At 55.4% G+C, this 11,182-nt stretch carries 13 protein-coding genes and 1 pseudogene; 10 read left to right on the top strand and 4 right to left on the bottom strand.

Translation table 11 applies throughout. The annotated features are described in order from the left end of the window. The 9 genes and pseudogenes from BN871_RS28500 to BN871_RS17290 form a co-directional block, all read left to right on the top strand. On the top strand, positions 1–192 hold a 192-nt coding region (locus tag BN871_RS28500; protein ID WP_048747667.1), incomplete at its 5' end, for a hypothetical protein. Positions 193–205: 13 nt separating this feature from the next. Further along, on the top strand, positions 206–862 hold the full coding sequence (locus tag BN871_RS17320) for a hypothetical protein (protein WP_021881481.1): 657 nt from the start codon (positions 206–208) through the stop codon (positions 860–862). Positions 863–916: 54 nt separating this feature from the next. Further along, the gene (locus BN871_RS17315; protein ID WP_048747665.1) at positions 917–1,282 is read left to right on the top strand and encodes a hypothetical protein; all 366 of its coding nucleotides are present in this window, start codon (positions 917–919) and stop codon (positions 1,280–1,282) included. 114 nt (positions 1,283–1,396) lie between these two features. Next, complete coding sequence (locus BN871_RS17310) at positions 1,397–3,325, top strand: tape measure protein (RefSeq protein ID WP_021881226.1); 1,929 nt, start codon at positions 1,397–1,399, stop codon at positions 3,323–3,325. Then, complete coding sequence (locus BN871_RS17305) at positions 3,319–3,654, top strand: DUF2577 family protein (protein WP_021881225.1); 336 nt, start codon at positions 3,319–3,321, stop codon at positions 3,652–3,654. Before BN871_RS17310 ends, BN871_RS17305 begins: the two co-directional genes overlap by 7 nt. A gap of 14 nt (positions 3,655–3,668) precedes the next feature. Continuing rightward, positions 3,669–4,706 (top strand): hypothetical protein, encoded by a 1,038-nt coding sequence (locus BN871_RS17300; protein ID WP_048747663.1) that lies wholly within the window; start codon positions 3,669–3,671, stop codon positions 4,704–4,706. Positions 4,707–4,753: 47 nt separating this feature from the next. Then, entirely contained in the window at positions 4,754–5,158 is a 405-nt protein-coding gene (locus BN871_RS17295; RefSeq protein ID WP_021881223.1) for a phBC6A51 family helix-turn-helix protein, read from the top strand. A gap of 774 nt (positions 5,159–5,932) precedes the next feature. Continuing rightward, positions 5,933–6,043: pseudogene (locus BN871_RS27015) on the top strand (iron-sulfur cluster assembly accessory protein); the annotation flags it as partial. Between the two features lie 407 nt (positions 6,044–6,450). Next, positions 6,451–6,882, top strand: a complete 432-nt coding sequence (locus BN871_RS17290; RefSeq protein ID WP_048747658.1) for a hypothetical protein — start codon at positions 6,451–6,453, stop codon at positions 6,880–6,882. Positions 6,883–7,033: 151 nt separating this feature from the next. Here BN871_RS17290 and BN871_RS17285 read toward each other — a convergent pair whose 3' ends face one another. The 3 genes from BN871_RS17285 to BN871_RS17275 form a co-directional block, all read right to left on the bottom strand. Beyond that, positions 7,034–7,348, bottom strand: coding sequence for a multidrug efflux SMR transporter (locus tag BN871_RS17285; RefSeq protein ID WP_048747654.1), 315 nt, complete (start codon positions 7,346–7,348; stop codon positions 7,034–7,036). A 66-nt stretch (positions 7,349–7,414) separates the two neighbouring features. Then, a complete protein-coding gene (locus BN871_RS17280) occupies positions 7,415–7,786 on the bottom strand; it encodes a multidrug efflux SMR transporter (protein WP_048747652.1) in 372 nt (123 codons plus the stop codon). Between the two features lie 168 nt (positions 7,787–7,954). Continuing rightward, positions 7,955–8,524: a TetR family transcriptional regulator gene (locus tag BN871_RS17275; protein WP_048747651.1), complete on the bottom strand. Its 570-nt coding sequence runs from the start codon at positions 8,522–8,524 to the stop codon at positions 7,955–7,957. A 198-nt stretch (positions 8,525–8,722) separates the two neighbouring features. On the opposite strand from BN871_RS17275, the gene BN871_RS17270 reads away from it, so the two are divergent. Next, positions 8,723–9,181 (top strand): DinB family protein, encoded by a 459-nt coding sequence (locus BN871_RS17270; RefSeq protein ID WP_048747649.1) that lies wholly within the window; start codon positions 8,723–8,725, stop codon positions 9,179–9,181. 294 nt (positions 9,182–9,475) lie between these two features. On the opposite strand, the gene BN871_RS17265 is transcribed toward BN871_RS17270, so the two are convergent. Continuing rightward, positions 9,476–11,131 carry an FAD-binding dehydrogenase gene (locus tag BN871_RS17265; RefSeq protein WP_048747646.1) on the bottom strand — a complete coding sequence of 552 codons (1,656 nt, stop codon included), beginning with the start codon at positions 11,129–11,131 and terminating at the stop codon, positions 9,476–9,478. Positions 11,132–11,182: the final 51 nt, after the last annotated feature.

Here is an 11,182-nt window from a genome sequence, read left to right as displayed (position 1 = left end):
ACCAAACGCGTTCTCCGCCGCTTTGATGAAGTAGAATTCGCCGCGTTCCGGAAAGACGAAGCCGACGCGCTGCCGGAAGAATCCGCGGTAATCGACGACGCAATGACAGCGCTAGAGGATGCGCGCACGCTCGCCGGCCAGCTCCGGTTATGGCGCGACCTGATCGTAAAGCCAAGCAAATTTATCCGATAAGGGGAACGAAAACATGACGACAATGCCAGCGAAAGTACAAGCAGCCATCGACGCGTATAAGGCTGCGGGACAAAAACTCGGAGACGTTGACCAGCGTCTTGACGAACGGATTGCGGAGCTGACCGCGAGTATTAACGCAATGCAGGCGGAGCTTGACGCGTTGATTGACTCGACGCTCGACGACCTGGACGCCGCCACTCAGCCGCAAGAAACGGACCTGCGCCGCCGCATCGTAGACGCCCAACTTGCGCTCAGCGCGATGACAGACCGCAAGGGCAGAGCATTTAGGACGGTTTCCGGCGATCAGGACCGATTAGCGAAGGCAGCCGTCACGATTGCGAAGGAAGAAGCGCGCAAGTTCTTCGACGCCGGACATGACGATGCGCTCTCGAAGGTGGCCGAAGCTAAGTACGCTTATTTACAGGCGATCGTGCAGTACCGCGCATTCAGAGCGGCCGCCGGCGCGATTTATTACGAAACTCTCCGCGAGACAAATCCGAATCTAGCTCGGGATATCGACGCGCCATTTTTTGCTGAACAATCGTTCGAGTTCCGCGGGGGATCGCCGCAGATTTACGGGGTCGATAGTACCGAAGTTCACAACGCCTTGAAACTCGGCAGAATTGAGGCCGGAAGCTGCGCCATTGGCCGCGAGGTCTACGGGGACTAATAGCGTGAAGCCTTCGGGCTTCTTTATTTTTTTTTTTACGAAGGAGGGACGAGAATGTTCGAGATTGATGACGCCACATGCGCGAAACTGGAACGCATCTCCGCTATCCTCGCGCTGCATAACGAGACGAGGGAGCACATTACATGCGGAGACTGGCGCTTTGAAGAACGCTGGCCGGTGGAGTATCGCGAAATCATGACGCTTACGCAGGACCTTCGCCGCAGCAAGCGGACTGATCTAAAGACCGTTGGTTATCAGATACAGTTATTTATCCAAGAGTCGGCGGAGCTTGATAGGATGTACCGCGCAGGCAACGCACACGAACGGCAACTACAGAGACAGGCGGGTCTAGTTGCGTTGATTGCGGAGAGAGCAGCCGCCGCGGCCGGTCGTGTTCCGTTGCTCGCGCAGAAATATTGAAGTCAAGACGTCCGAACGATACGACGCTAAACTAAGCGGGCTTCACGACCGGCAAACAAATCTCAGTCGAGAGCAGACGGTCAGCGTTTCGCATTAAGGACGAATGATGAACATATGGCCTACGATTTAGTAGCGAAATTAAAACTCGTTGACAATATGTCAGCGCCTATGAAGCGCGCAGCACGGACGATAAAAGACGTTACCGATGCGACCGACCGCGCGAAGAAAGCAGCCGCGACATACACCGACGCCACTGAAAGACTACGCACAGCTAACGGCCGATTTGTAGCGGGCGCAGGCGCTGTACGCCGCGAAATCAGCGCTACAGAGCGCGCGTTAAAAAGCGCCGGCAACGCGTTTTCTTCGTTGGAGCGCAAAGTTGGACGCGGCATCAAGTGGGGCGCGATCGGTCTCGGTGCTGCCGGAATAGCGGGCGCAAGCGCGGCTGCCTACGGAGCCTATAACGTATCCAAGCGCGGACTAGGACTCGCAGCGGAGGCGGAGCAGGCGAATATCGCTTTTACAACGATGCTCGGCAGTGCGCAAAAGGCGCAGGCGTTCCTCGCACAATTAACTGACTTTGCGAACGCAACCCCCTTCGAACTTCCGCAGATTCGCGACGCATCAAAACGGTTGCTCGCGTTCGGGTTCGCGTCGAAACAAATTCTGCCGATGATGACGAGTCTCGGAAACGCTGCGGCTGGCCTCGGACTTGGTGCGGATGGTATCGATCGGCTTACGCTGGCTATCGGTCAGATTAAGGCGAAGAGCAAGCTGCAGGGTGACGAAGCACTCCAACTGATGGAGGCGGGCATTCCCGTTTGGGATATCCTCGCGAAGAAACTCGGAACAACGACGACGAAGGTCATGGAGTTATCTTCGAAAGGACTTGTGCCGGCTAATTTCGCAATTAATACGCTCATGGACGGTCTGAACGAGCGCTTCCCGAAGATGATGGATAAGCAGTCGAAATCACTCCTCGGCATGTATTCGACGATCAAGGATACGTTTAACTCGAAGATCCTTACGAAATGGGGCCAAGGTATCGCGGAGGGCATTACACCGCCCTTGCGTAAGCTGGTCGATTGGATCGATAAAAACGGAGCAACGATCGATAAATGGGGCGAGAAGCTTCGTACAACCGCGCGAACTATGACGACAAAATTCGTAGAAACGGTTAGCAGCGCGTTCAAAAAAATCAAGGCGCGCTATTTCGATAATCCGGAGTTTACGAAGCTGGATACGATCAAGGCGAAAATCGCATTCGTATTTAACGACATCATGACGGCGTTTAATTCGTGGTTTGACGGAGGCGGTAACGCGAAGATTTCCGCAATTGGAACGAAGCTTACCGATACTCTCGCGCAATCACTGAAGGCGTCCGCACCACTCATTGAAGCTGCGACAAAACTCGGCGTAGCGCTGGGCGGCGGTATTCTAACGGGGATTTTGAATAATCCGGATTTGCTCGCGTTGCTTGGCGGATACGCGGGCTTTAAGACTCTGACAGGCAAAGGCGCTAGTACCGGTAAGGGTTCCCCAGGACCAGGCAAAGGCGTACCCACCGCAGTCGGCGGATCAACCGTAGCAAAATACGCGAAAAGTCCGTACGCCATCGCTGGGGTTGTGGCAGCGCTCGGAACCGGCTATCTCGGCAGCGTTTGGGAGAATGCGCATAAGGACCCGAATTCGAAATACTCAAGCGCGGTTCTTACGGGCGGAGCGCCTGTATCGCGTATGACCTCGACTGTGCCTCCAGCTACGGCCGCGCAAGTAGACGGCCTCAGTAATTATTTGCAGCAAACGTATGGAGCCGGCGCTAAGACTTCGGGTTCGCTTGATAGCGTTCTCCGCCTACCGGATCAGACAGACGGTTATCTCGCACACCTTCCGAAAGTCGACGAAAGACTCCAAACGCTCGGAACACAAATTGCCAACAAACCAGCGCCGCAGGTCAACGTTAACCTATACGGCACTACTATTCGCGAACAGGCTGACGTTGACCTAATTGCTCACAAGATAGCAGGCATAGTTGCATGGTGAGTACATTTGAGATGCCAGAAGGCTCAGGTGCAGCTAAACTACGTGCCGCAATCAAGTTTCTCGGCTACAACAAGGACGTTGATTTCGAATTCGGAACAGTAACGGCAGCGCCACCTAACGTTCTTGTTCGACTAGACAACGAAAAATTTGAATTGGATACCCTGTCGCTTGATATCGCCGAATGCCTACGCGACCATACCGTCACACTCCGCTACCCTAACGGCGAGCGTGTAGAGGTGACGGTCGAGGCGGGCCTTAAAGTGGGCGATCGCGTAGTTGTCGCGTCATATAACAATAATCAGCGCTATCTTATCCTAGCGCGGGTGTAGGAGAGGTGACAAAAATGATACGCGTGCTTTACGATGGCAAAACGTATATCGACGCACTCGTGACATCGGTCGAATGGTCGGGCGATATCGCGAAGCCTTATCGGACACTTACGGTGCAGCTCTCCAATACGCTTGATGGCGATGAACAGGCGATTAATTTCGAGGTCGGCAAAGAGATCCGGTTTTATGCGGACAATGCCGGCCTTTTTCGCGGCATCATTTTTACCTACGAAGTCAGTCAATCCGGTTCCGCGACGATAACGGCGTACGACGAAAACGTGTATCTTACGAAAAACATGGATTCGCGTTTAATAACGAATAAGACGGCATCCGCAATCATTCGTGAGATATGCTCGGCGTTCGGCGTACCGGTCGGGACGATTGCGGATTCGGGCTACGTGATTCCGCGCATGGTGCTCCGCAATAAAGACTTATGGGATATGATGCTGACCGCGCTGACCGAAACATCGAAACAGAACGGTAAGAAATACCGCGTGTACTCGTCGTCCGGTCGCCTGTATCTCGCGGAGCGTAAAGACGCCGCCGTCCGATGGATGCTCGAAGATGGCGTGAATATCCTGACCGCAAGCCGGTCGCAGTCGATCGAAGAAACGCGCACGACCGTAAAGGTTATTGGCGGGGATGACGAAAAAGCTCCGCTAACGGCGACCGCGACAGATAGCGCGATGAAAGCGAAGTATGGAACGATGCAACATCTCGAAACTGCGGACTCAAAGCTGACGCAATCGCAAATACAACAGCTCGCGAAACAGAGACTCGCGGATCTCGCGAAAGTAGGCGAAGAGGTAACGGTTGAAGCGCTCGGCCTGGCGGACGTGGTCGCGGGCGGCGCCGTCTACGCGTTTGAATCGATGACGGACATTGCCGGCGGCTATTACGTATCGACCGACCGCCATACGTGGGAGGGCGGAGTACACCGGATGAGCGTTACGTTATCGCGTACGTATGACTTGCCCAAGCTTCCGTACGAAGACGACGAGGCCGCGAAGGCATCCGCGAAAAAGAAGAAAAAGAAAAAAAGGCGGCGCTGAGGATCAGCAGTACGTAGATGTTATGAACGGGAAAACTCCTGTAAGAGATTAAACGAAGGGGGAACGAGCATATGGCATTGAAGCCGGAACAATACGTAGCTATCGAATGGCTCGCGCAAGTAAAGAACGGCGGTAAGACGCTGGAGGAGGTCGCAGCCGAGGCGGGAGTATCGCGTAAATGTTTATGGCAATGGCGCCGCGATGACGAGTTTCAACAGGAGCTCAGGCGCGAGATGGTCCGTCATACGATGAACCGGATGCCCGAAGTAATGGCGGCTATGGTAGATAGCGCGGTTACGCTCAAATCCGCAGCGGCCGCGAAGCTGCTCATGCAGGCTAACGATATGATCGTCGATCAGGTCCGTATCGAGCGCAAGATTAGCGAACAGGATTCGGTTGATATCGAAGGATTGAAAGCGCGATTAGATGCGCTGAGAAAAAGAGAGGCGTAACCTTAACGCGCAGGTTCCGGTGTTACCACGCTAGCTAATTCGTTAATCCTACGATTATCTAACGCGTGCTCATCCGGAGCCTGCGTTTTCTTTCGTTTATATAGCGCAGGGCAAGGTAACGAACGGTTACATACGAATACATACGAAGGGTTACGCAAGGATTCCGCCAGTGCGAACGTAAGGGGATCGGAAATTACGAGTTCTTACGACTATTACGCGAAAAGTCTGCACGAGGCGCGGGATGCGAAGGGGTCCGAAAACTCAGGGGGGTCTACCGAATACTTCCGATTTCACGCTGCATAAACGCCTGCATAACCGCCGTCCGTCCGGACTTCATCGCGATAAAGCGGATGGCGTAACGGTGCGGTTTTCTCGCGTTGCATAATCATACATAATCGTACACTGGCGCCTATGTCGCAGGAATGGCGTAGTGGCGCGGATTATCCGTATGCTGGAGGGATTGCGGATCACATATCATCAATCCTCGCGTATGCAGTCGGGTGCATAAACGTCAGGACGATTTAGTACGGTAAAGCGTCGACCCCCCATGGCGGCCCCCTCGAACCCCCTTGACAGCCCCTCGGAGTTTCCACGCAACAAAAATATATCGGGGTGTTTGTCCGCTGGATTGCGGATACGCGTTCAATTGGATACAATAGTATCAGCGGCTATTAACGTATCCTTTACCGAGGACACCGCAATCCATACGGCATGTCCGCAATCCACGGACGCGCTATAAAACGTTGATCTGACGGGGTTTTAACCTTGCGCAGGCTTAACGATAGCTTCACGATCCACAACCCCAACGCCACCGTTACCTGCGGCTGCGGATCAAGCTTCCGCACGGCGAGCGACGCCGGCAAGCCGAAGCCGGACGAGTGCTGAGGCCAGCGCCTCTGAGAAGGTTTTAAGGCGGCGCAGAGTCGGGAGTTTACCTTAGGGTCCAATTCGGAATTCTTACAACCGAAATACAAGGGCTGTGAATTGGGATTAGAAAATACACAATCGTCGAATTGATTATGATCAACCGTCAATACGGCAGTTATGGGTTGTAAATCCGACCTTCCGAACGTTGTATGTTGACATACAACGTTCGGAAGGTTTTTTTGTGTTGAACAGGAAACAGCGAAAAGTTCCAACCCGAAGATGAGCTGATAGCTGCAAGTTAGATTCCGAAAAAGGAAATCCTCCGGCGTAGAATATTTTATTGTTCTTTCCAAGAATCCATTAATGGATATATTTATATCATTCATATATATGCTGTATACTCTTTAGGCAAAAGGGAAAGGAAGATGCGCTTGAAGAGAAAAGGAATAAATGCTCTGCTTGCTCTGCTGCTCCTGGTTGCTTTTACCGCCCAACCGCTATTGGCGGCCCCCAAAGCCACAAGCGTCAAAGTCACCTTCGTAAGCGCGAAGCTGGTCGAGAACAATCATGTCGGCAACGAGTGGCGGTATGAAGCACGGGCTGGCAGCAAGGAGATTGAGGAGGGCTATTCGGTCACGCTGACAGTAAAGGGCAGCGAAACCATCAAGCTGGAAGTGGACGTCGAGGAACAGGACAAGATTCCTGACATCGGAAAAGGAAGCTCAACAATCAAGTTGTCCGCTATCAAGGGCACCGTGACGAAAAAAATGAAAGTGACCGTCGTCGAGAATCGTGGCCGCTATTCCGGAAATACTGCAACATGGGAGTTCGCTTTTAAAATCTCGAAAGCTTCATAAAATCGCATTCAAAGCTTTGAGTCCCGCAACTCCGAAGTCGAATTAAAATAGGATGTTCAACTTTGATGGTAAGTAATCAGACCAGCACGGTCTCGAGAACAATTGAAGCCCCCGGAACGAGTCCTCTCGTTCCCGGTTTGTTCAATCGGTTTCAAGATACGGCCTTCAGTCCGCTCACGCCGATTACGATCAGCAGCAGGCTGAGCATCCGCATCCTGCTTTTCGATTCGCCGAAAAAGATCATGTTCGTCACGACGGCAAGAGAGGTTCCGAGACCGATCCATACCGTGTAGGCAATGCTAAGCTGGAGATATTGGAACGAAGCGTAAAGCAGGATGAACGACGCCGCGAAGCCGCCGGCGAACAGCAGGGCGTTCAGCCAGCTTTTGCGCCTGGAGAAGCGGCTGAGTCCTACGACTCCGGTCACTTCGCAGACCGCTGCGGAGAAAACAAAGATCCAACCCATGATGATAACCTCCATGTTGTCTTTCTAAATTGGTTGAACCGGCCATTGGCTGCTTGCCGGTTTATTTCAGCTGTTAGGCGAGGAATCGGCGCTTTTGCCGTCCGCCAGCTTCAGCATGACGATCCCGATCAGCAGCAGAATCATGAACAGGCTTTTGGCGATGCTGAAGGTGCCCCCGAACAGGGTGGCGTCCATCAGAGCGGTGCCGATGGTTCCCGCTGCCGCGAACAGGGCGTAGACGGTGCCGGTAGGGATGGACTGGCAGGCCCGATAAAGGAAGTAGAAGTCGATGACGATGAGAACGGCGATCAGGACGAAGTGCCAAGGGAGATTCGCGGTATGGAAGCCATACACCCAGATCCATTCCATAAGGCAGGTCAGTCCGACGAACAGCCAGCCTAATTGCGGTTTGGCGGGTTTGTTTTTTTTGTTGCGCATGCATGAGAGACACACCTTTCGAGATGAAGGAAATCATATAGGAATGAAACGGTTAAACGAAAAAAGGTTAAAACGAATGCGTCATATGAAATGAAGTCCTGCAATTTATTGAAATCATTTATATGAATGAACGTCAGTCATAATTAGCTGTGAAAAGACGCAGAGCCGTCATTTCACTCCAAGCCCGGCGACAAGAAACGCTTTAAGCTCCGCGACATGCTCCTCCACGACTGCGCTGTCCGAAGCGGCGTACAAATAATTCTGCTCGGCGGCGGTTTCGATAAGCCCGAGCACCAGCTTGGCTGCGTAAGCGGTCGCGATGGACGGGCGTATTTCGCCGCGTTCCTGGAACTGGACCAGCCTTCCGTTGATCCACTTGTAAATCGGGTCGTAGATCGCTTCCCATTCCCGGACATGCTCCGTCTGGGTGATGCCGGAGTAGATCAGCGCGGACAAATCCCGATGCTGCTCGGTGACCTCGAAGATCGCTTCGACCATGCCGTCCAGCTGCTCTCTGGCGCTGCCGCCGTCATCGATCGCATGCAGCCGGACGAGAATGTTCTGGACCATGACTTCCGCGATCGCCGGCATGACGGACAGCTTTGAAGGGAAATACAGATAGAAGGTGCCTTGGGCGATTCCCGCCTCTTTCACGATGTCGGAGATTTTGGTTTTTTCCATGCCCTTCTCCTGCAAGACCGCAATGGCGGCATTGATAATCAGCTGTCGTTTATCCATGGGAAGCACGATCCTTTCCGCATATGAATGAATGTCAGTCATTTATCTTCAGTTTAATTGTTCCCTTGCAGGATGTCAAGATGCAGAGCCGGTGCCGCTCTGTCTGGCTCCAAGATGAAATGCCCCCTGCTGTCCGATATAATGAGGGATGCCGTTATACCTATCGGCCCATCCCATCCACCAAAGGAGAACCATGAGATGACTGACATCAATGGATTTATCGCCGAGTGGCGCAGCCACCGCAACGTTTTGCCTCAAATGCTGGAACAGGTAACAGATGAGCAGCTGGGCATGAAGCCTTGGGAGAAGGCCATGTCATTGTCCGAGCTCGTCGTCCACATCGCCGGCTCGATGGTCATGTTTGCCGCGACGGTTGCAAACGGCGCCTACATGCCGGGAGGCAAGCCGGCTTCGCTCCATACGGCCGATGAGCTCCGGGCTTTTGTCGCTTCCACGACCGAGCGGGCGGAGGAGCTGCTTCGCTCGATCGGCGGGGAGCAATTGGAGCGGCAGATCGATTTCTTTGGAAATGCGATGCCGGGTCATATCCTGCTTCAGAACGCGAAGGACCACGAGATCCACCATAAAGGCCAGCTGTTCGTCTACCTGCGTCTGGCAGGCATCGAGCAGCTGCCTTTCTTCGTCAGCCGCGGCTAAGAGCGGACGTTCAATTGACGTTCAATGAATGAGGCTGAGGCATCCGGCTCGAGGCCGTCTGCGTGCAAGAGCACAGCAGCCTGGGCGGATTTTCAGGTTGTTCGGAAGCATAGGGAAGCCCGGTGTCGGACTCGACAGCCGGGGCTTTCTGCTTTCAGGAGAACGAATGGGAAGCCCCGGCGTCGAATTCGATCGCCGGGGCATTTTTATATTCAAGAGGATAACGGGAAATGCCAAGCCAGAGCAATGGCAGCTGAAATCCGTGCGCCAGCTTGATCTGGGGCTGCGGCTCTGTTAATGGAGCTGCTCGGAGAGCGCCCGCCCCGCCTGACGTCCGGTGAACAGGCAGCCGCCGAGGAAGGTGCCCTCCAGCGCGCGGTAGCCGTGCACGCCGCCGCCTCCGAAGCCGGCCGCTTCGCCCGCTGCGTACAGGCCGGGAACGGGAGCTCCCTCGGTGCCGAGCACCCGCCCGGAAAGATCCGTCTGGAGGCCTCCCAGCGTCTTGCGGCTGACGATCCGCAGCCGGACGGCGATGAGAGGACCATGGGCCGGGTCGAGGAATTTATGGGGAGCCGCGGTGCGGATGAGCTTGTCGCCGAGATAGCTTCTCGCTCCGCGGAGAGCTACGATCTGCAGGTCTTTGGAGAATTTGTTGTCCATTTCGCGGTCTCTGGTCAGCAGCTGCCGCTCCAGCTCGGCCGCTTGGATAAGGGAGCTGCCGGCGATCCGGTTCATGCCTGCAGCCAGCTCGGCTGCGCTGCCGGCCGTGACGAAGTCCTCGCCGCGGTCCAGGAACGCCTGGACCGGACCTGGTACGGAAGAGAAGGCCCGTCCCAGGACGCCACGGATGCTCTTGCCCGTCAGGTCCGGATTCTGCTCCGAGCCGGAGAGGGCGAATTCCTTGCCGATGACCTTACGGGTGAGGACGAACCAGGAGTAATCATAACCCGTATCCTGGATGGCCTTCAGCGTGCCCAGCGTATCGAAGCCGGGAAAGTTCGGAGCGGGAAAACGCCTGCCTTCGGCATTCAGCCATATCGAGGAAGGGCCGGGCAGAATCCGGATGCCATGGCGGTTCCAGACAGGGCTCCAGTTGCGGATGCCCTCGGTATAATGCCACATCCGGTCCCGGTTGACGATGCGGCCGCCGGCTTGCTCCGCAATGCCGAGCATCCGTCCGTCGACATGAGCCGGGACGCCGGACAGCATCGTTGCGGGCGGCCGTCCGAGCCGCTCCGGCCAGTTTTGCCGGATCAGCTCGTGGTTCGCTCCAATGCCTCCGCTGGCCACGAGCACGGCTGCGGCATGGAATTCGAACTCGCCGACCGGCTTCCGAGAGCTTGCTTCGCCGCGACCTGCGCGGCTGGGCTCGAGCACGACGCCATGCACCCCGGCGATGGAGGCGCCTTGCTTGATGAAGCCGTCGACCCGGTGGCGGGGACGATAGTCGACGAGCCCCGAGTCTATTGCAGCCCGGACGCGGGCCTCGAACGGCTTCACGATGCCCGGTCCGGTGCCCCAGACGATATGGAACCTAGGCACGGAGTTGCCGTGGCCCTCGGCCAGATAACCGCCGCGCTCGGCCCAGCCGACAACGGGAAAGAAGGAGATGCCGAGGGAGCGCAGCCATGCCCGCTTCTCTCCGGCGGCGAAGTCGACGTAGGCTTCCGCCCATCGGCGGCCCCAGCGGTCTTCGTCCTCCGCACGGTCGAAGCCGGCGGACCCGAGCCAGTCCTGCCAGGCGAGCTCGCGGGAGTCCTTGATGCCCATCCTCCGCTGCTCCGGAGAATCGACCAGAAACAGCCCTCCGAACGACCACCAGGCTTGACCGCCCAGAGACGCTTCCGGCTCTTGATCGACAAGCAGCACCTTCTTGCCGGCTGCGGCCAGCTCGCATATGGCCGTGAGTCCAGCGAGCCCGGCTCCGACCACGATGACGTCGTAATTCATGGATGGCCTCCTTTTATCGGCATAATATGAACATAAAAGCGTTTTCAACAA

The sequence above is a fragment of the Paenibacillus sp. P22 genome, from assembly GCF_000469945.2.
In the GTDB taxonomy this organism is placed as follows: Bacteria; Bacillota; Bacilli; order Paenibacillales; family Paenibacillaceae; genus Paenibacillus_O; species Paenibacillus_O humicus.
The sequence above is the reverse complement of the archived record's forward strand: the minus strand, read 5'-3'. Positions and strand labels throughout refer to the sequence as shown.

Coding starts and splice junctions, on each gene's coding strand:
- BN871_RS17265 (WP_048747646.1), bottom strand. CDS start 11,131: ATGAATTACGACGTCATCGTGGTCGGAGCCGGGCTCGCTGGACTCACG.
- BN871_RS17280 (WP_048747652.1), bottom strand. CDS start 7,786: ATGCGCAACAAAAAAAACAAACCCGCCAAACCGCAATTAGGCTGGCTG.
- BN871_RS17285 (WP_048747654.1), bottom strand. CDS start 7,348: ATGGGTTGGATCTTTGTTTTCTCCGCAGCGGTCTGCGAAGTGACCGGA.
- BN871_RS17275 (WP_048747651.1), bottom strand. CDS start 8,524: ATGGATAAACGACAGCTGATTATCAATGCCGCCATTGCGGTCTTGCAG.
- BN871_RS17290 (WP_048747658.1), top strand. CDS start 6,451: ATGCGCTTGAAGAGAAAAGGAATAAATGCTCTGCTTGCTCTGCTGCTC.
- BN871_RS17315 (WP_048747665.1), top strand. CDS start 917: ATGTTCGAGATTGATGACGCCACATGCGCGAAACTGGAACGCATCTCC.
- BN871_RS17270 (WP_048747649.1), top strand. CDS start 8,723: ATGACTGACATCAATGGATTTATCGCCGAGTGGCGCAGCCACCGCAAC.
- BN871_RS17300 (WP_048747663.1), top strand. CDS start 3,669: ATGATACGCGTGCTTTACGATGGCAAAACGTATATCGACGCACTCGTG.
- BN871_RS17305 (WP_021881225.1), top strand. CDS start 3,319: ATGGTGAGTACATTTGAGATGCCAGAAGGCTCAGGTGCAGCTAAACTA.
- BN871_RS17320 (WP_021881481.1), top strand. CDS start 206: ATGACGACAATGCCAGCGAAAGTACAAGCAGCCATCGACGCGTATAAG.
- BN871_RS17310 (WP_021881226.1), top strand. CDS start 1,397: ATGGCCTACGATTTAGTAGCGAAATTAAAACTCGTTGACAATATGTCA.